General features: G+C 67.6%; 18 protein-coding genes. All 18 read left to right on the top strand.

What is annotated here, in order from left to right; translation table 11 throughout:
• The first annotated feature begins 54 nt into the window (after positions 1 to 54).
• The 18 genes from H0A72_RS03390 (at position 55) to H0A72_RS03305 (ending at position 18,088) form a co-directional block, all read left to right on the top strand.
• Entirely contained in the window at positions 55 to 726 is a 672-nt protein-coding gene (locus H0A72_RS03390; RefSeq protein WP_180153663.1) for an isochorismatase family protein, read from the top strand.
• Between the two features lie 14 nt (positions 727 to 740).
• Entirely contained in the window at positions 741 to 1,658 is a 918-nt protein-coding gene (locus tag H0A72_RS03385) for a polysaccharide deacetylase family protein (RefSeq protein ID WP_180153662.1), read from the top strand.
• 4 nt (positions 1,659 to 1,662) lie between these two features.
• On the top strand, positions 1,663 to 2,601 hold the full coding sequence (locus H0A72_RS03380; RefSeq protein WP_180153661.1) for a polysaccharide deacetylase family protein: 939 nt from the start codon (positions 1,663 to 1,665) through the stop codon (positions 2,599 to 2,601).
• Complete coding sequence (gene leuC, locus H0A72_RS03375) at positions 2,594 to 4,018, top strand: 3-isopropylmalate dehydratase large subunit (RefSeq protein ID WP_180153660.1); 1,425 nt, start codon at positions 2,594 to 2,596, stop codon at positions 4,016 to 4,018. Before H0A72_RS03380 ends, leuC begins: the two co-directional genes overlap by 8 nt.
• 4 nt (positions 4,019 to 4,022) lie before the next feature.
• On the top strand, positions 4,023 to 4,646 hold the full coding sequence (gene leuD, locus H0A72_RS03370) for a 3-isopropylmalate dehydratase small subunit (RefSeq protein ID WP_180153659.1): 624 nt from the start codon (positions 4,023 to 4,025) through the stop codon (positions 4,644 to 4,646).
• A gap of 21 nt (positions 4,647 to 4,667) precedes the next feature.
• Positions 4,668 to 6,089 carry an FAD-dependent oxidoreductase gene (locus tag H0A72_RS03365; RefSeq protein WP_180153658.1) on the top strand — a complete coding sequence of 474 codons (1,422 nt, stop codon included), beginning with the start codon at positions 4,668 to 4,670 and terminating at the stop codon, positions 6,087 to 6,089.
• A 2-nt stretch (positions 6,090 to 6,091) separates the two neighbouring features.
• Complete coding sequence (locus H0A72_RS03360; RefSeq protein ID WP_218953156.1) at positions 6,092 to 7,309, top strand: ABC transporter substrate-binding protein; 1,218 nt, start codon at positions 6,092 to 6,094, stop codon at positions 7,307 to 7,309.
• Between the two features lie 85 nt (positions 7,310 to 7,394).
• Positions 7,395 to 8,267 carry a branched-chain amino acid ABC transporter permease gene (locus tag H0A72_RS03355; RefSeq protein ID WP_180153656.1) on the top strand — a complete coding sequence of 291 codons (873 nt, stop codon included), beginning with the start codon at positions 7,395 to 7,397 and terminating at the stop codon, positions 8,265 to 8,267.
• Positions 8,264 to 9,247, top strand: coding sequence for a branched-chain amino acid ABC transporter permease (locus tag H0A72_RS03350; RefSeq protein ID WP_180153655.1), 984 nt, complete (start codon positions 8,264 to 8,266; stop codon positions 9,245 to 9,247). Before H0A72_RS03355 ends, H0A72_RS03350 begins: the two co-directional genes overlap by 4 nt.
• Positions 9,247 to 9,996, top strand: coding sequence for an ABC transporter ATP-binding protein (locus H0A72_RS03345; protein ID WP_180154018.1), 750 nt, complete (start codon positions 9,247 to 9,249; stop codon positions 9,994 to 9,996). Before H0A72_RS03350 ends, H0A72_RS03345 begins: the two co-directional genes overlap by 1 nt.
• A complete protein-coding gene (locus tag H0A72_RS03340; RefSeq protein WP_180153654.1) occupies positions 9,989 to 10,687 on the top strand; it encodes an ABC transporter ATP-binding protein in 699 nt (232 codons plus the stop codon). The genes H0A72_RS03345 and H0A72_RS03340 overlap by 8 nt, the downstream gene beginning before the upstream one ends.
• 59 nt (positions 10,688 to 10,746) lie before the next feature.
• Positions 10,747 to 11,619 (top strand): isocitrate lyase/PEP mutase family protein, encoded by an 873-nt coding sequence (locus tag H0A72_RS03335; RefSeq protein WP_180153653.1) that lies wholly within the window; start codon positions 10,747 to 10,749, stop codon positions 11,617 to 11,619.
• Between the two features lie 34 nt (positions 11,620 to 11,653).
• Positions 11,654 to 12,145 carry a tautomerase family protein gene (locus H0A72_RS21995; RefSeq protein ID WP_218953155.1) on the top strand — a complete coding sequence of 164 codons (492 nt, stop codon included), beginning with the start codon at positions 11,654 to 11,656 and terminating at the stop codon, positions 12,143 to 12,145.
• Between the two features lie 19 nt (positions 12,146 to 12,164).
• Entirely contained in the window at positions 12,165 to 13,610 is a 1,446-nt protein-coding gene (locus H0A72_RS03325; RefSeq protein ID WP_180153652.1) for an FAD-dependent oxidoreductase, read from the top strand.
• Positions 13,603 to 14,364 (top strand): aspartate/glutamate racemase family protein, encoded by a 762-nt coding sequence (locus H0A72_RS03320; protein ID WP_180153651.1) that lies wholly within the window; start codon positions 13,603 to 13,605, stop codon positions 14,362 to 14,364. Before H0A72_RS03325 ends, H0A72_RS03320 begins: the two co-directional genes overlap by 8 nt.
• A 23-nt stretch (positions 14,365 to 14,387) precedes the next feature.
• Positions 14,388 to 15,146: an aspartate/glutamate racemase family protein gene (locus tag H0A72_RS03315; RefSeq protein WP_180153650.1), complete on the top strand. Its 759-nt coding sequence runs from the start codon at positions 14,388 to 14,390 to the stop codon at positions 15,144 to 15,146.
• On the top strand, positions 15,139 to 16,638 hold the full coding sequence (locus tag H0A72_RS03310) for an amidohydrolase family protein (protein ID WP_180153649.1): 1,500 nt from the start codon (positions 15,139 to 15,141) through the stop codon (positions 16,636 to 16,638). The genes H0A72_RS03315 and H0A72_RS03310 overlap by 8 nt, the downstream gene beginning before the upstream one ends.
• A 31-nt stretch (positions 16,639 to 16,669) precedes the next feature.
• Complete coding sequence (locus H0A72_RS03305) at positions 16,670 to 18,088, top strand: MmgE/PrpD family protein (RefSeq protein ID WP_180153648.1); 1,419 nt, start codon at positions 16,670 to 16,672, stop codon at positions 18,086 to 18,088.
• Positions 18,089 to 18,096: the final 8 nt, after the last annotated feature.

The raw sequence follows: 18,096 nt of genomic DNA, 5'->3' as shown, positions 1-18,096 counted from the left end.
TCTAATGATATAGCATTAGGTCTTTTACGGCAAAGAAAAAGTCAGGAGATCACCATGGAACTTTCCGGCAAGTCGGCCCGCCAGCTGTACGAAGAAATCAAGCTCAAGCCGACGCGTCCCCGATTCGGTTTCGGCCGCAAGCCCGCGCTGGTGAACATCGATCTGCAAAAGTCCTACACCAACGTCGGCGAATTCGTCACCGCCTACGAGACCGATCCCAAGCAGCTCGACTACGTCAACGAACTGGCGGACCTGTTCCGGGTCAATCACCTGCCGGTGGTCTGGACTTTCGTCGGCTACATGGAATCCGGCGAGGACTGCGGCGTGTGGGGCACCCGCAGCAATACCCCCGATTCCCTGCAGAACATCAAGCTGGGTTCGCGCCGTTCGGAATTCGACGACCGCCTGCGCATCGACAGCGTGCGCGACATCATCATCAACAAGCGCATGGCCTCGGCCTTTTTTGAAACCAATCTGCGTTCGCTCATGACCTGGCACGGCTGCGACAGCGTCATCGTCACGGGCGGGTCGACGTCGGGCTGCGTGCGGGCCACGGTGGTCGACGCGCTGTCCTGCGGCTACCGCGTGACCGTGCCCGAGGAATGCGTGGCCGACAAGCACGAAAGCCCGCATTTCGCGAACCTGTACGACATCGCCATCAAGTACGGGGACGTGGTGCCGGTGGCCGAAGTGATCGCGCACCTGAAGCAATACAAGGGGGCCTGACCATGAGCCGCGTCATGACGAACGACCCCGGGCTGTATGGCTACCTGCCGTACCAGGGCAGGCCGAAGATCGCCTGGCCCGGCGACGCGCGCATCGCGGTGTGGATCGCGCCCAACATCGAATTCTATGAAATGAACCCGGAGCCGAATCCGGTCCGGGCGCCCTGGCCGCGACCCAACCCCGACGTGGTGGGCTATTCGCATCGCGACTACGGCAACCGCGCGGGCTGGCAGCGCATGATGCGGGCCATGGACGAGGCCGGTTTCCGCGGGTCCGTATCGCTCAACGTGGCCTTGTGCGAGCATCATCCGGAAATCATCAAGGCCTGCGCCGACCGCGGCTGGGAATTCTTTTCCCACGGCATCTACAACACGCGCTACACCTACGGCATGACGCCGGAACAGGAACGCGCGATCATCGTCGATTCCCGCGCCACGATCGCCAAATGGACGGGCCAGACGCTGGACGGCTGGCTGTCGCCGGCGCTGTCCAACAACACCTGGACCATGGACCTGCTGGCCGAGGAAGGCGTGCTGTACACCTGCGACCTGTTCCACGACGACCAGCCCACGCCCATCAACGTCGCCAGCGGCAAGCTGATCAGCATTCCGTATTCGCTGGAAATGAACGACACCATCGTCTACAACACCTACCAGTACACGCCGCGCCATTACGGCGAAATGATCAAGCGCCAGTTCGACCAGCTGTATGCCGAAGGCGCGGAATCGGGCACCGTGATGTGCGTGCCGCTGCACCCCTACCTGGTGGGCCAGCCGCATCGCATAGACGCTTTCGCCGAAGCGCTTTCCTACATCGCGGGCCACGACCAGGTCTGGCTGGCCACCGGGCGCGAGATCGCCCGGCACTACATCGATCATCACTATGACGCGGTGGCCGGCGCCGTGGCGGCCCACGACGCGAAGCGAGGATAGCACCATGTCCCTGAGCAAAGATTATCTGAACTATCCCTGGCGCCGCCATGGCATGGATCACGAGCGCTACGCATGGTCCGACCTTTTCCAGCGCAAGCCGGTCCAATGGCCCGGCGGCGCGCGCGTCGCCCTGTGGGTCACGCCCATGCTGCAATGGTTTCCGCTGGACATGAAAGGCAAGCCCTTCCGGGCGCCCGGCGGGCTGACCATGCCCTTTCCCGACTTCCGGCACTACACCAACCGCGACTACGGCAACCGCGTGGGCATCTTCCGCATCCTCAAGGTGCTGGACGACCTGAAGCTGCCTTCGTCGGTCGCGCTCAACGCCGCGATCGCCGAGCGCTATCCGGCCCTGATCGACGCGCTGCTGCGGCACGATGTGGAGTTCATCGCCCATGGCAAGGACATGGACCACGTGCACTACACCGGCATGCCGCGCGAAGAGGAAGACGCGCTGATCCGCGGCGCCCTGGAGACCCTGCGCAAGGCGACCGGGCGCGGCGTCACGGGCTGGCTGTCGCCCGGGCGCGCGCAGTCGGCCGACACCCCCGACCTGCTGGCGGCCAACGGCGTGGCGTATTCCTGCGACTGGGCCAACGACGACCTGCCCTATGCCATGAACACCGCGCGGGGCCCGCACTACGCCATGCCGCTGGCATACGAGACCGACGACCGCGTGGTGATGCTGGACCTGCACCAGTCCGAAGACGAATGGGCGCGGCAGGTCAAGGACCGTTTCGACGTCCTGTACCGGGAATCCGCCGAATACGGCGGGCGCGTGATGAGCATTCCCTTGCATGCCTGGGTCAGCGGCGTGCCCTACCGCATCGGCAAGGTGCGCGAAGTGCTGGAATACATCCTGGGGCATGGCGGGGTATGGGCGGCCACCGGCGCCGACATCCTGGCCGCTTTCGTCGCCGGCCAAGGGGAAGGAAATGCTTGAGGCGCGCACGGCGACCGGCCCCAGGACCATGTTCGACAAGATCTGGGACCGGCACGTGATCATCGAGCGCGAGAACGGCCCGTCGCTGCTGTACATCGACCGGGACATCATCCATGAAGGCTCTTTCCATGCCTTCGCGGACCTGCGCCGCCGCGGCCTGCCGGTGCGCTCGCCCAGGCAGGTGTTCGGCATCCCCGACCACTACGTGCCCACTCGTTCGCGCAGTTCGGCCGGCGCGGCGACGCCCGAGATCGCGCGCATGATCGACCAGTTCGACCAGAACATGAGCTGGGGCGGCGTGAACAATTTCCCCCTGTCGGATCCGCGCCAGGGCATCGTCCACGTGGTCGGGCCGGAGCAGGGCATCACCCTGCCGGGGCTGATCGTCGTGTGCAGCGACAGCCATACGTCGACCCACGGCGCGCTGGGCGCCATCGCCTTCGGCATCGGCCAGTCCGAGAACGCGCATGTGATGGCCACGCAGACCCTCTGGCAGGTCAGGCCCAAGGTGATGCGCATCCGCGTCACCGGCCGGCGCGCGCCCGGGGTCAGCGCGAAGGACGTCATCCTGGCCATCATCGGCCGCATCGGCTCCGCGGGCGCCACCGGCCACGCCATCGAGTATGCCGGCCCCGTGATCGAGGCGCTGTCCATAGAAGAGCGCCTGACCATCTGCAACATGTCCATCGAGGCCGGCGCCCGCTGCGGCATGGTCGCGCCCGACGACACCACCTTCGCCTATCTGAAGGGGCGGCCCTACGCGCCCAGCGGCGAGCAATGGGACCAGGCGGTGGCGTACTGGCGCGGCCTGCCGTCCGACGACGGCGCCGTGTTCGACCGGGACATCGAGATCGACGGCGGCGCCATCGAACCCATGGTGACCTGGGGCACCAGCCCGGAAGACGCGCTGCCGATCAGCGCCTCGGTGCCGGACCCGCAATCCTTCGCCGACCCGCAGCGCCGGGCGGCGGCCGCCGCGGCGCTGGAATACATGGGCCTGGCGCCGGGCGCCAGGCTGGACGAAGTGCCCGTCGACATGGTGTTCATCGGCTCTTGTACCAACAGCCGGCTCGAAGACCTGCGCGCGGCGGCGGCCGTGCTCAAAGGCCGCAAGGCCGCCGTGCCCGGCATGGTGGTGCCCGGATCCGGCCTGGTGCGCAAGGCGGCCGAGGCCGAGGGGCTGGACCGCGTGTTCCTGGACGCCGGCCTGCAGTGGCTGGAGTCCGGCTGCTCCATGTGCGCCGCCATGAACGGCGACGTGGTGCCGCCGGGCAAGCGCTGCGCCTCGACGTCCAACCGCAACTTCGTGGGGCGGCAGGGGCCGGGGGCGCGCACGCATCTGGTCAGCCCGGCCATGGCCGCCGCGGCGGCGGTGACGGGGCGTTTGACCGACGTCAGAAAGCTTTTGGGAGACTGAGCGCATGCAGCCATTCCTATGTGAAACCGGTATTGCCGCGCCGCTGGAAGGCCGCAATATCGATACCGACCAGATCGTCCCCGCGCGCTTCCTGAAAGTCGACCGGAGCAAGGGCTACGGGCGCATTTTCTTCCACGACCTGCGTTTCGACGCGGACGGCAAGGAGCATGCGGATTTCATCCTCAATCAGGAACCCTTCCGGCGCGCCGCCGTCCTGGTGGCCGACGTGAACTTCGGTTGCGGCTCGTCCCGCGAGGCGGCGGTCTACGCCCTGGCCGATTTCGGCATCCGGGCGGTCATCGCCCCGAGCTTCGGCGACATCTTCTACAACAACTGCCTCAAGAACGGCATCGTGCCCGTGCGCCTCGATGAAGACGTCGTCACCAGGCTGCGGGCGAACCTGCGGGACGGCGCCGACCGCATGGTCACGGTCGACCTCCAGAACCTGTCGGTCACCCTGCCGGGCGGCGAACGCCACGCTTTCGCCATCGATCCCTTCTGGCGCGACTGCCTGCTGAAAGGCGTGGACGACCTGGAGCTGACCTTGAGCCACGAACAGGACATCCAGCGCTTCGAAGCGCGCTATTACGCGGAAATGCCCTGGGCGCGCGTGCCCGGGGTGTCGTGAACGACCACAGGAGACGGCAAGATGGCGGTAAAACCTGCCGAGCAGGCAAAGTTCGAGTTCAGTGTGCCGGTGGTGGTCATCGGCGCGGGCGCCTGCGGCCTGACGGCGGCCTTGTCGGTGGCCGAGCGCGGCGTCGGCGTCCTGGTCCTGGAGCGCGACGAACACCCCACGGGCAGCACGTCGTTGTCCGCCGGCCTGATTCCGGCCGCCGGCACGCGGCTGCAGCGCGAGAAGGGCATCGAGGACAGCGCCGAGCGGTTCGCCGCCGACATCTCGGCCAAGGCGCATGGCTTGAACGACCCCGTCGTGGTCCAGGCGGTTGCCGCGGCGTCGGGGCCCACCGTGGACTGGCTGGTCGACACCCATGAACTGGACCTGCACCTGGTGGAAGGCTTTCGCTACCCCGGCCATTCGCAGCTGCGCATGCACGGGCCGCGCTCGCAATCCGGCGCCGACCTGGAAGGCATGCTGCTGACGGCCGCCGCGGCGGCGGGGGTCGACATCATCACCAGCGCCTCGGCCGAGGACTTGTACGCCGACGAGAACGGCCGCATCGCCGCCGTGGGCTTTCGCCGGCCCGACGGCTCCATGGAGGTCGTGGGCTGCGACGCCGTGATCCTGGCCTGCAACGGCTTCGGCGGCAATCCCGGCAAAGTGCGGCAATATATTCCGGAAATGGCCGAAGCGGAATACTTCGGCCATACCTCCAACACCGGCGATGCGCTGGACTGGGGCATGGCGCTGGGCGCCCAGGCCCTGGACCTGGGCGCCTACCAGGGGCACGGGTCCGTTTCCACGCCGCACGGCTCGCTGCTGACCTGGGCCGTGATCACGCTGGGCGGCATCCAGGTCAACCGCGACGGCGAGCGCTTCGCCGACGAGATGCAAGGCTATTCCGAACACGCCCAGGAAGTGCTGCGCCAGCCGGGCAAGGTGGCCTGGAACATCTACGACGCCCGCTGCGAAGCGCCCGCGCTCGCCTTCCAGGACTACCGCGAACTCGTCGCCATGGGCGGCATACGCCAGGCGGACAGCGTGGCCGAACTGGCCGCCGCGACCGGCCTGCCGCAAGCGGCGCTGGAGCGCACGCTGCGCGGCGTCGAGGCCTGCGCCCGGGGCGAAGCCGCCGACCCCTTCGGCCGCGACTTCACCGGCAACATGCCGCTGGCGCCGCCTTACCGGGCCGCCAAGGTGACGGGCGCGCTGTTCCATACCCAGGGCGGGCTGGCGATAGACAGTTCCGCCCGCGTGTTGCGCGCCGACGGCCGGCCGCTGCCCAATCTGTACGCGGGCGGGGGCGCGGCGCGCGGCTTCTGCGGCCCGGCTGCGTTCGGCTATCTTTCCGGGAACGGCCTGCTGTCGGCCGTCGTCCTGGGGCGCATTGCAGCACTTTCTTTCTTAAACGACGCAGCACTTGACTTCAACCTCGAGGATAAAAAATGACTATGAAACGCACCTCTATCAATCGGCGCAATTTCATGAAGGCGGGCGCAGCGGGCGCCGCCATGCTGGCTGCGCCGGGAATCCTGCGCGCACAGACCCCTCCCGCCATCAAGATCGGCATTCTCCAGCCCGTCACCGGCGCGTTTTCCATGGACGGCGGTTTCGGCCGCACCGGCGCCGAGCTGGGCATCGCCAAGGTCAATGCCATGGGCGGGATCAAGGCGCTGGGGGGCGCCAAGTTCGAAATGGTGTTCGCCGATGCGCGCTCCAATCCCGAGGCGGCCGTCCAGGAAGTGGAACAGCTGAACGCCCAGGGCGTGGCGGCCATCGTCGGCGGCTTCGCCAGCCCGGTGTGCCTGGCGGCCAGCCAGGCGGCCTCGCGCTACAACCTGCCGTACATCGTCGACGTCGGCGTCACCGACCAGATCATTCAGCGCGGCTTGAAGAACACCTTCCGGTTCAGCCCGGGCTTTTCGCTCTGCACCAAGGCCGCCATCGAAAATCTCATCAAGATCAACGACGCGGCGGGCAAGCCGGCCAAGACCATCGTGCTCGTGCACGAAGACGGCCTGTTCGGTTCCGGCCTGGCCAAGATGATGGCGACCGAACTGCCCAAGCACGGCTTCGAGATCCTGGACTCCATCGCGCACCCGACGCCGGCGCGCGACATGTCCAACGTGGCGCTGCGCATCCGTTCGCTCAAGCCCGACCTGATCATTCCCTCGTCCTATTACGGCGAGACGGTGCTGCTGATGCGCACGCTGCAGCAGCAGCGGGTCCGTTCCAAGGGGGTGTTCTCGGTGCTCAACGGCGCCGCGTCGAACCTGCGCTTCGTGCGGGAATTCCCCGAGGCGGCCGAGAACATCATGGACTGCAACCACTGGCACGATCCGCGCAAGCCCCAGGCGCTCGAGCTGCGCAAGCAGGTCGAGGCCGCCGGCAAGGGCTGGAACTACAACATCGCCATCAACTACTCCGACATCCTGCTGCTGGCCGACGCCATCGAGCGGGCGGGCTCGGTGGCGCATGACGCGGTCATCGCGGCGCTGGCCTCGTCGACCTTCGAAGGCCACATCATGCCGTATGGCCCGACCAAGTTCGTCGACGGCCAGAACACGGGCGCCGCGCCCGTGATGACCCAGGTCCAGAAGGGCGACATCAAGGTGATCTTCCCCGAGGAATTCTCCGACGCCAAGGCGAATTACCCGCTCAAGGCTTGACCGGCCGGGATCCCATCCGCCGGGCGGGGCGCAGGGCCGCGCCCCGCCCGGCGCTGCGTTGTAACGTCATCAAAGAGAGTGATTCATGTACTCGATGAACATAGTTGTCGAGGCGATACTGAACGGAATGCTGACAGGTTCCGTCTATGCCTTGATCGCCCTGGGGTTGACCCTGGTCTACGGCGTGCTGCACATCATCAATTTCTCGCACGGCGCCATGCTGGCCGCCGCGATGTTCGCGGTGCTGACCCTGAACCAGGCTTTCGGGCTGGACCCCTATCTGCAGATTCCGATCCTGACGCCCTTGCTGTTCGTGGCCGGCTACGCCATACAGCGCTTCATCATCGGGCCGGGCAGCCACGGCAAGGACGAGAACATACTGATGATCACGCTGGGCATCGCCATCGTGATCGAGAACGTGCTGCTCGCCATCTTCCGTTCCGACATCCGTTCCATCAGCACGGACTATTCCTTCAACGTCTTCGAGCTGGGACCCTTCATTTTCTCGCAGGCGCGCGTATTCGGCCTGGCGGGATCGGTGGTGACGGCCGTGCTGCTGTGGTTCTTTCTTGCGCGCAGCGACACGGGCAAGGCCATACGCGCGGTGTCCAAGGAAAAGCTCGGCGCCAGCCTGGTGGGCATCAACGTCAAGCACGTCTATGCCGTGACCTTCGGCATCGGTTTCGCCTGCCTGGCGATCTCCGCCTGCCTGCTGCTGCCCACCTTCTACGTCAATCCCAGCATAGGCGGCGCCTTCGTGCTGGTCGCCTTCACCGTCGTGGTCCTGGGCGGCATGGGGTCCATCGTGGGCGCCATGGTGGGCGGCGTCATCATCGGGGTGGTGGAGAGCCTGAGCGGCTTGTTCCTGGGAGAAAGCCTGGGCCAGATCGGCATCTTCCTGACTTTCATCATCGTGCTCCTGGTGCGTCCAACGGGTCTTTTCGGAGCGAAAGCATGAAGATCAAGCATTACCTGTCCATTTTCATCGTGGTGGCCTTGCTGGCCGTGGCCCCGCTGCTGGCCAATTCCAACGTCGTCCTCAACTTCCTCATCTACACGCTGATCGTGACGCTGGGGGCGCAAGGCTGGAACCTGCTGGGCGGCATGGCCGGGCAGAACTCCTTCGGCCACGCGGCTTTCTTCGGCACGGGCGCCTATGTGATCAGCCTCTGGCAGATCAACCTGGGCCTGGACGCCTGGACCGGCTTCGTCGTGGCCGTGGCCGCCGGGGCGCTGGTCGGCTGGATCGTCGGCTTCCTGTCCTTCCGGGCCGGGCTGCGGGGCTCTTATTTCGCGCTGGTCACGCTGGCCTTCGCCGAGGTGCTGCGCGTCCTGGCGAATTCGGCCGCCTTCACCGGCGGCGCCGCCGGCCGGCTGCTGCCCATCAACCTGGGCATCGAGCACTTCCAGTTCGCGGACCGCAGGCACTACTACTGGGTGGCCCTGGCCATGGTGGCGGCGGGGCTGCTGCTGATGCGCTGGATATCGCTGTCCCGCTTCGGCGCCCGCCTGGTCGCCGTGCGCGAGAACGAAGACGCGGCGCGGGCGCTGGGCATAGACGTGCTGCGCACCAAGCTGGGGGCCATCACCATATCCGCCGCGATGACCGCGACGGCGGGTTGTCTCTACGTGCAGTATTTCCTGTACATCGACCCGGTCCTCGTCTTCGGGCCCAAGATCTCCATCGAGGTGCTGCTGGCGTCGATGGTCGGCGGGCTGGGCACGGTGTTCGGCCCGCTGGTGGGCACCTTCGCGCTGCATCTGCTGGGCGAGGGCGCCAAGTTCTTCACGGGCGAGATCCCGGGCATAGACCTGGCCATCTACGGCTGCGTGCTGATCGGCGCGGTGTGCTTCCTGCCGCAAGGCCTGCTGAGCCTGCTGCCCCGCCGCAGCGCCCGCAAGCCTGCGGCCGAGCCCGTTCTGGAGAAACAATCATGATGCTCGAAGTCAGGCGCGTCACCATGCGCTTCGGGGGCTTGACCGCCGTCAAGGACGCTTCCCTGCAAGTCCGGGAGGGATCCATCACCGGGCTGATCGGCCCCAACGGCGCGGGCAAGACCACGCTTTTCTCGGTCGCCTCGGGCTTCCTGAAGGCGAACGAGGGCGCGATTTTCTACAAGGACCGGGACATCACCGGCCTGCCCACGCATCAGCGCGCGAGCCTGGGCATTGCGCGCACCTTCCAGATCGTGCAGCCCTTCGCGGGCCTGTCCACGCTCGAGAACATCGTCGTGGGCGCCTTCCTGCGCCATGCCGACCGCTCCGACGCCGAGCGGCTGGCGCGCGAGGTCGCGCGGCGGGTGGGGCTGGAAAAAGACCTGGACCGCCCGGCCGCGGGCCTGACGGTGGCGGGCCGGAAAAGGCTGGAGCTGGCCCGGGCGCTGGCCACGGAGCCGCAATTGCTGCTGCTCGACGAAGTCCTCGCCGGCCTGAACCCGTCGGAGATCCGCGACATCATCCCCGTCATACGCGGCATCCGCGACAGCGGCGTCACCATCTTGATGATCGAGCACGTCATGCAGGCGGTGGTGAGCCTTTGCGACTATGTCTATGTGCTGTCCCAGGGCGAAATGATCGCCGAGGGCACGCCGGCCGACGTGGTGGGCGACCCGCGCGTCATCGAGGCGTACCTGGGGCATGGCGCGGCCGCGCGCCTGGCCGCCAACAAGGAGAAAGAGCATGCTTGAAATCTCGGGCCTGCGGGCCGGCTATGGCGCCGTCGAGGTGCTCCGCGGCATCGACATGCACGTCGGGGCGGGCGAGATCGTCGCCGTGCTGGGCTCCAACGGCGTCGGCAAGACCACGCTCAACATGGTGCTGTCGGGCATCATGCGCGCCAACGCCGGCGACATCCGCTTCAATGGCAGCCGGCTGGCCAGGACCAGCAGCGAAATCGTGGCCTCGGGCCTGATCCACGTGCCCGAAGGGCGCAAGATCTTCCCCAACCTCGACATCCTCGAGAACCTGGAGCTGGGCTGCTACATGCGCGGCAAGGCCAACCGCAAGCGCAACCTGGAAAGAGTCTTCGAGATCTTCCCGCGGCTGCGCGAGCGGATCGCCCAGAAAGCCGGCACCCTGTCGGGCGGCGAGCAGCAGATGCTGGCCATCGGCCGGGGCCTCATGGCCGAGCCGCTGTTCCTGATCCTGGACGAGCCCTCGCTGGGCCTGTCGCCCTTGCTGGTCGAAGAGATGTTCACCTTGATCCAGAGGCTGAACCAGGACGGGCTGCCCATCATGCTGGTGGAACAGAACGTGGTCCAGTCGCTCGAGCTCGCGAACCGCGCCTACATCATCGAGAACGGCGAGATCGCGCTCTCGGGCGATGCGGAGTCCGTGCGCAACAACCCGGACCTGCGCCGCACCTATCTGGGCCTGTAGGAGTTTTGGAACCGGCGCCGCGCGTGCGCGCCGGCCGTTTAAATTGAAGGAGTTCACGAATGTCGTTGAAAACACGCCTGCGGGCGGGCGAGGTGGTGCTTGCGCCGGGGGTCTACGACCCCTTGACCGCATTGATCGCCACACAGCACGGTTTCAAGGCGCTGTACGTGTCGGGCGCGGCCATCGCCTACACCCGCCTGGGCCGGTCCGATATCGGGCTGACCACCATGACCGAGATCGCGGAAACCATAGGCCTGATCCGCGACCGCGTCGATACGCCGCTGATCGTGGACGCCGACAACGGCCATGGCAATGCGCTGAACGTACAGCGCACGGTCAGGCTGTACGAGCGCGCCGGGGCCAACGCCTTGCAGATCGAGGATCAAAGCCTGCCCAAGCGCTGCGGCCACCTGGGAGGCAAGTCCCTCATTTCCTGCGGCGAGATGGTGGGCAAGATCAAGGCCGCCGTCGACGCGCGCGCCAGCGCCGAAACGCTGATCATCGCGCGCACCGACGCGATCGCGGTGGAAGGCTTCGACCGCGCGCTGGAACGCGCGGAGCGTTTCGCCGAGGCGGGGGCCGACGTCCTGTTCGTCGAGGCGCCGCGCACGCGGGAACAGCTGGAGACCATCTCGTCGCGGCTGGGGGCGCGCCTGCCCTTGCTGGCCAACATGGTCGAAGGCGGCGACACGCCCATGCACGACGCGGGCCAGCTGGGAGCCCTGGGTTTTCGCATCATCATCTTCCCGGGCGGCATCGTGCGCGCCATCGCCAAGACCGCCGTCGACTACTACGCCTCGCTGAAGGCGCACGAGACCAACGCGCCCTTCAAGGACCGCATGTTCGACTTCAACGGGCTCAACGACATCATCGGCACCCGCGAGCTGCTGGAGCTCGGCGAGCGCTACGCGGCCGGGGACGGCGGCCGCTAGCCGCCGCCTCTTTCTTTTCGACAAGGAGAACACCATGCCCGTAGTACAGATGACGGTCATAGAAGGCTATGACGATGCCACCAAGTCCCGTCTGCTCAAAGGCATGACGCACGTCGTCCTGAGCGTCATGGCGGCCAAGCCCGACGGCGTCGTCACCATGCTGAATGAAGTCAAGCCCAGCGCCTATGCGCGCGGCGGCGTGTCGCGCGTGCCCGGGCCGCCGCTGCCGTCGGGGGTCGAGGTGGTCCGGGGCTTCGCGCAGGCGCTGCTCGCAGCCGATTCCGCGCGCGCGGCGGGATATCTGGGCGAGGGCTGCGCCTGCACCGGCGCCGGCGGCGCGGAGCGCAATCCGCTGCGCATGCGGGAATGGCTGGCGGACCTGGATTACGCCGATTTCGACGAAGCCCTGACCGAGGACGGCACGGTGGTGTATGCGCGGCGCAAGCGCGGGGCCGGCAGCGTGGAGCGTTTCCACGTGCGGCAGGGGCGCATCGTGGACATCCAGAGCTGGGGCGGGGCGGCCTAGGGCCGGTGCAGGAGTCGAGATGCCGGACTTGTCGGTGCAAGCATTTCAAGAGGCCGGGCCGCCCGCCCGGCGAGCGGACGTCGTCATCGCCGGCGCCGGCGCTTGCGGGCTGACCGCGGCGCTGGCGGCGCGCGATGCGGGCGCTGGCGTGCTGGTCGTCGAGCAGGACGCCCAGGCGCGCGGCACGACGGCGATGACCTGGGGCATGCTGCCCGGGGCGGGAACGCGCCACCAGCGGGCGCTCGGCATCGAGGATACGCCGGAGTGCTTCGCCGCCGACATCGTGAAGAAGTCCGGCAACCGCGCGGATCCCGCCGTCGTCCAGGCCGTGGCGCGAGGTTCCGGGCCCGCCATAGAGTGGCTGTCGGACCGCCACGGCCTGACCTTCCAGCTCCTGGACGACGTGCTTTACCCGGGCCACAGCCGCCATCGGTATCACGTGCCGCTGTCGCGGACGGGCGCCGAGCTGCAGCAAAGCCTGTACGACGCGGCCCGCCACGCCGGCGCGGATTTTCTCTTCCGGGCCCGCATCACCACCCTGTACCGCGATGCGGACGACGCCGTCAGGGCGGTCGGCTGCCGGCTCGGCGACGGGCGCGAACAAGTCATAGGCTGCGGCGCCCTGGTGCTGGCCACCGGCGGCTATGGCGGCAACCCCCAGGCCGTCCGGACGCACATCCCGGCCATGGCCGACGCGGCCTATTGCGGCCATGACGGCAGCCGCGGCGACGCGCTGGCCTGGGGCGGCCTGCTGGGCGCGGCGCTGGGCGACCTGGGCGGCTACCAGGGACATTGCGTGGTGGACGAATCGCGCCTGCCGCTCACCTGGACGCTGGTCATCGAGGGCGGCATCCAGGTCAATCGCCTGGGGCGGCGGTTCTCCAACGAAATGAGCGGCTATTCGGAGCAGGCCGCTGCGCTGCTGCGGCAGCCTGGCGGCGTGGCGTTCACCCTCTACGATCAGCGCAGCGAACGCCTGGCGCTGCGCTATGCCGACTACCGCCAGGTGCTGGAGTCGGGGGCGGTCAGGCAGGCCGACAGCCTGGTAGCCTTGGCGCAAGCCATTTCCGTGCCGCAGGAAGCGCTGGCCGCCGTCTTCGCCGACATCGAGCAAAGCGTCCGGGAAGGGCGGCCCGATGCCTACGGCCGACGGTTCAGCGCCGAACAGCTGTTGCGCCCGCCTTATCGGGCCGTCAGGCTGCGCGGCGCGCTTTTCCATACGCAGGGAGGGCTTTGCGTCGACGAGCGGGCCGCGCTGCTGCGCGCGGCGGACGGCAAGGCATTTCCCAACATATTTGCGGGCGGCGGCGCGGCCCGGGGCGTCTCGGGGCCGGAAGCGTCCGGCTACCTGGGCGGAAACGGGCTGGTGACGGCGGTGGTGCTCGGCCGCCTGGCCGGCGGTTCGGCGGCCCGCGCGGCCGGTTTTGAAGAACGGACGGAATTTACAGGAGGCAGTGATGCATAAAGTGCTGGTGATCGTTCCTTTTCCCATGAGCGATGAGAATCTTTCGAAACGGCAAGCGCAGCTCGAGGCGGTCAAGCTGGGCCCCGGCATCCGGTTCGATTTCAAGGCGGTGCGCATCGCACCGGTGAATTACGTCAGCCAGCAGGACGCCTTGCTGGCCGACGTGGGCATCCTGGAGGCCGGGCTTTCCGCCCAGGAGGAAGGCTATGACGCCGTGTGCATAGACACCGTCAGCGATTCGGGCATGGCCGCCCTGCGTTCAGTGCTGAGCATTCCGGTCATCGGCGCGGGCCGCCACGCCATGCTGGCGGCCCAGATGCTGGGCGACCGGTTCTCCATCCTGTCGATGTGGAGCCGCTGGGATCCCCTGTACAAGAAGACGCTCGCCGACCTGGGGCTGGCGCACAAATGCGCCTCCATGCGGTCCCCGGAGATGGAGCCCAACAACCAGAAGCTGCTGAAGGGCAGGGAGGACACGGTATTTCCCGCCCTGCACCGCGTCGCCATGCAATGCATCGAGGAGGACGGCGCCGACGTCATCATCCTGGGATCGACCACCATGCACGAGACCCACGCCTATCTGGCGGAAAGGCTGCCCGTGCCGGTCATCAATCCCGGGCCCTTGTCCTACCGGTTGGCGGAGACGGCCCTGCGCCTGCGCCTGTCGCACAGCAAGTCCGCGTATCCCGCGCCGCTCGCGCCGCGGCCGGACATGTTCCGCGCCATGGGCGAGCACGTCGCCGCCCGCTCTTGAACCTTTGACGAGACGAGAAAGACATGCCGAAGATTCTGGTCATCAATCCCTTTCCCCTGGACGCGGCCGGCGTGGCCCGCCGCGCCGCCCAGAGCGGCCACGTGCAGCTGGACCCCGACACCGAGCTCGTCTATCGCCCGGTGCGCATCGGCCCGACCTCGTTCATGAGCCCGCACGATTGGCTGATCGCCGACCTGGGCATTTACGAGGCCGGCGTGACGGCCGAGGAAGAAGGCTTCGACGCGGTGGTCATCGACACCATGAGCGATTCGGGCATGGCGCCCTTGCGCTCCGTGCTGTCCATACCGGTGATCGGGCCGGGCAAGGCGTCGATGCTGTACGCCCTGACGCTGGGCAGCAAGTTCTCGGTGCTGGCGCAATGGAAGCCCGCGCTGCCCCGGTACCGAAAAGCCATACGCGAATACGGCTTCGAAGCGCAATGCGCGTCCGTCCGTTCCTTCGACGTCGAGCCCGATTTCATCAATCTTACCGAAGGCAAGGAAGACGCCACCTTCCCGCGCATGCTCGAGACGGCCATGCGCTGCGTCGAAGAAGACGGCGCGGACGTGATCTGCCTGGGGTCGACCACCATGCACCAGGCGGCCGCCTATCTGTCGGAGCGGCTGCCCGTGCCGCTGGTCAATCCCGGCCCGCTCAGCTATAAGCTCGCCGAAGCCTTCCTGGGCCTGGGCCTGACGCACAGCCGCAAGGCCTACCCGCAGCCCACGGAGCGCAAGGACGCGCTCGTCCATGCGCTGGTCGACGGTGCCTTGAATGGCTGAGCGCCCGTGGACCATCGTCCGGGGCGGGCTGGTTTTGCGTGGCGCCGAATGCCGGGCGGAATTCCTGGACGTGCTGATCCAGGGCGATACGGTGGCGGCGCTGGGGCCGCCCGGCATGGCGGCGCCGGCCGATGCGGCGGTGGTCGATGCGAGCGACCGGCTGCTGCACGCCGGCCTGATCAACGCCCACACGCACGGCTACGGCAGCTATACGAAAGGCGTGGGCGACCGCTGGACGCTCGAACTGCTCTTGACGGCGGGCGCCTGGCTGAATGCCGACCGCAGCCTGGCGGACAAGGCGCTGAGCGCCACCCTGAACGCCGCCGAGATGCTGCTCAAGGGCTGCACGGCCTGCTACGACCTGTATGCCGAAGCGCCCGTCCCCACTTCCGAAGGCATGCGGGCCGTGGCGCAAGCCTATCGCGCCGCGGGCATGCGCGCCACGCTGGCGCCCATGGCGGGCAACCAGTCCTTCTATGAAACCATACCGGGCCTGCTGCAGGCCTTGCCGCCCGACCTGCGCGCCGCCGTGGGGCGCCTCCAGCCCCAGGACCACCGCCGCATCCTGTCCGAAGTGGACGCCTTCCTGCGCACGGAGGGCGACGGCGACCGCATCAAGGTCGCGCTGGCGCCCACCATCCCCCTGGTATGCAGCGACGACTACCTGCTGGCGTGCCGGGACGTGGCCGCGGACCTGGGCATAGGCATCCATACCCACATAGCCGAATCCAAGGTCCAGGCCCTGGCCTACCAGGAGCGCTACGGCCGCAGCGTGGTGGCGCAGCTGGATGCGCTCGGCATGCTGAATCCGGGCTTCGTCCTGGCGCACGCCATATGGCTGGATGACGCGGACCTGCGCATCGTGGGCGAGCGGGGGGCGTCCATCGCGCACAACCCCGGCTGCAATATGCGCCTGGGCAGCGGCATCGCCGATTTCCGGGCCATGCTCGACCACGGCGTCAACGTGGGCATCGGCACCGATGGCTCGACCAGTTCCGACAACCAGAACATGTACGAAGCGCAGCGCCTGGCCTCGCTGGCCTCCAAGGTCCTCGGGCCGGACTACGCGAACTGGATCTCCACGCGCGAAGCCTTGCACGCCGCCACCGAAGGCAGCGCGCGCTGCCTGGGCTTTGGCGGCATGCTGGGGCGCATCGATCCGGGATACAAGGCGGACATCGTCTTTCTGGATCTCGGGCACATCAATTGGGTGCCGCGCAACGACGTCGTCAACCAGCTCGTCCACGTGGAGGACGGCGCCTCGCTGCGGGACGTCATGGTGGGCGGCGAGTTCGTCGTCCGGGAACGCCGACTGGTGCGCGTGGACCTGGCGGCGCTGCGCGGCGAGGTCGAGCGCGCCCAGGAACGCCTGCGGGCGTCGACCGCCGAGCGGCGCGAACTGGCCGAAAAACTGTCCAAGGCCGTCGGGGCGTTCTGCCTCTGCCTGGCCGAACGTCCCTATCACATCAATCGCTGGGCGGCATATCGATAGCCGCGCAGCCCCGCCGCAAAGGAGGGCTCACATGCCCAAAACTTCGTTCGACGCCGTCACCGCGCCGCCTTCGGCAAGCGCGCTTGCCCTGGCGCGGCTGGCGCATTCGTCCTCATGGACGCAGCACCCGCCGGAAGTGGTCGCCCACGCCTTGAGGATCGTGCGCGACACGCTGGGCGTGATGCTGGGCGGATCGACCCTGGCCGAGGTCAGGAAGCTTGCCGGGATGGCGCCGGAGCTGGGCGCGGGCGGCGCCACCATACTGGGATCCCGCCACACGGCGGCCGGCCACGTGGCCGCGCTGGTGAACGGCACGGGCGGGGTGTCGCTGGAGCTCGACGAGGGCAACCAGTACGCCGTCAACCATCCGTCCATACACATGCTGCCGGCGCTATGGGCCTTGGCCGAAGAGCGGGACGCGAGCGGCGCGCAATTGATGCATGCCTTCATCGTGGGCTATGAAATCGCCGTGCGGGTGGGGGCGGCCACGCGGCTGCGCGGGCCCGTGCACCCCTTCGGCACGCATACCATCGTGGGCACCGCCGCCGGCGCCGCCGTGCTGCTGGGCCTGGACGCCGCGCAGACCGCCACGGCGCTGGAGCTCGCGGCGGGCCTGTGCATTGCGTCGTCCCAGAACGCCGCCAACGCCGGCGCATCGGTGCGCAACCTTTTCACCGGCTTCACCAATCACAACGGCCTGCTGGCGGTGCGCCTGGCCCAGGCCGGTTTCAGCGGCGAGCCGGGCGCGCTGGAATCCGTGTTCGGGAAGGTGCTGGGCAGCGCGTTCGACCTCCGCGTCGGGACGGCGCTGCAGCCCTATTACATCACCCGCAATTACTTCAAGATCCACGCCTGCAGCCGCTGGAATCATGCGCCCATAGAGGCGATGGCCGCCATCCTGGCCAGCCGGGACATCGCGCTCGACGCCATCGAAGAGATCGAGGTCCACACCTACGATCCCGCGACACGCTTGAGCGGCACCAGCGTGGCCAACGCCTACGCGGCGAAGCATTCCATTCCGTACAACGTGGCGGCGCGGGCGGTGTATGGGTCGAATGCGCTGGATGTCTATACCGACGCGCATCTGCGGGACCCGCGCCTGCAGGCTTTGCTGGGGAAGATCAGGGTGCTGGAGGATCCGGCCCTGACGGCGCTGCTGCCGGGCATACGCGCGGGGCGGGTGAGTGTGCGCATGTCGTCCGGCCAGGTTCATACGGTGCAGTCGGAGCAGCCCAGGGGCGGCCACGACAATCCGCTGGGCGAGCAGGAACTGGTGGAGAAGTTCCGGCTGCTGGCGGGCATGGCGCTGCCGGCGGAACGGGTGGATGCCTTGCTGGAGGCGATCCCGCGGCTGCCGGACTTGGGTAGCGTGCGGGCGGTGTCGGAGCTGTTGCGAGGCCTTGCCGAAGAACCGCCCGCCGCCGGCCGGCGCCACCGCAAGAGCGATTAACATAAAGC

It is taken from the genome of Parapusillimonas granuli, assembly GCF_013416525.1.
Taxonomy (GTDB): Bacteria; Pseudomonadota; Gammaproteobacteria; order Burkholderiales; family Burkholderiaceae_B; genus Parapusillimonas; species Parapusillimonas granuli.
This window is presented reverse-complemented; position numbering and strand designations above follow the sequence as displayed.

What these genes read in the sequence shown, in the direction of transcription:
- H0A72_RS03360 (WP_218953156.1), top strand. Translation starts at nt 6,092, where the DNA reads ATGAAACGCACCTCTATCAATCGGCGCAATTTCATGAAGGCGGGCGCA.
- H0A72_RS03335 (WP_180153653.1), top strand. Translation starts at nt 10,747, where the DNA reads ATGTCGTTGAAAACACGCCTGCGGGCGGGCGAGGTGGTGCTTGCGCCG.
- H0A72_RS03365 (WP_180153658.1), top strand. Translation starts at nt 4,668, where the DNA reads ATGGCGGTAAAACCTGCCGAGCAGGCAAAGTTCGAGTTCAGTGTGCCG.
- H0A72_RS21995 (WP_218953155.1), top strand. Translation starts at nt 11,654, where the DNA reads ATGCCCGTAGTACAGATGACGGTCATAGAAGGCTATGACGATGCCACC.
- H0A72_RS03345 (WP_180154018.1), top strand. Translation starts at nt 9,247, where the DNA reads ATGCTCGAAGTCAGGCGCGTCACCATGCGCTTCGGGGGCTTGACCGCC.
- H0A72_RS03325 (WP_180153652.1), top strand. Translation starts at nt 12,165, where the DNA reads ATGCCGGACTTGTCGGTGCAAGCATTTCAAGAGGCCGGGCCGCCCGCC.
- H0A72_RS03390 (WP_180153663.1), top strand. Translation starts at nt 55, where the DNA reads ATGGAACTTTCCGGCAAGTCGGCCCGCCAGCTGTACGAAGAAATCAAG.
- H0A72_RS03310 (WP_180153649.1), top strand. Translation starts at nt 15,139, where the DNA reads ATGGCTGAGCGCCCGTGGACCATCGTCCGGGGCGGGCTGGTTTTGCGT.
- H0A72_RS03340 (WP_180153654.1), top strand. Translation starts at nt 9,989, where the DNA reads ATGCTTGAAATCTCGGGCCTGCGGGCCGGCTATGGCGCCGTCGAGGTG.
- H0A72_RS03350 (WP_180153655.1), top strand. Translation starts at nt 8,264, where the DNA reads ATGAAGATCAAGCATTACCTGTCCATTTTCATCGTGGTGGCCTTGCTG.
- H0A72_RS03320 (WP_180153651.1), top strand. Translation starts at nt 13,603, where the DNA reads ATGCATAAAGTGCTGGTGATCGTTCCTTTTCCCATGAGCGATGAGAAT.
- H0A72_RS03355 (WP_180153656.1), top strand. Translation starts at nt 7,395, where the DNA reads ATGTACTCGATGAACATAGTTGTCGAGGCGATACTGAACGGAATGCTG.
- H0A72_RS03305 (WP_180153648.1), top strand. Translation starts at nt 16,670, where the DNA reads ATGCCCAAAACTTCGTTCGACGCCGTCACCGCGCCGCCTTCGGCAAGC.
- H0A72_RS03385 (WP_180153662.1), top strand. Translation starts at nt 741, where the DNA reads ATGACGAACGACCCCGGGCTGTATGGCTACCTGCCGTACCAGGGCAGG.
- H0A72_RS03380 (WP_180153661.1), top strand. Translation starts at nt 1,663, where the DNA reads ATGTCCCTGAGCAAAGATTATCTGAACTATCCCTGGCGCCGCCATGGC.
- H0A72_RS03315 (WP_180153650.1), top strand. Translation starts at nt 14,388, where the DNA reads ATGCCGAAGATTCTGGTCATCAATCCCTTTCCCCTGGACGCGGCCGGC.
- leuD (WP_180153659.1), top strand. Translation starts at nt 4,023, where the DNA reads ATGCAGCCATTCCTATGTGAAACCGGTATTGCCGCGCCGCTGGAAGGC.
- leuC (WP_180153660.1), top strand. Translation starts at nt 2,594, where the DNA reads ATGCTTGAGGCGCGCACGGCGACCGGCCCCAGGACCATGTTCGACAAG.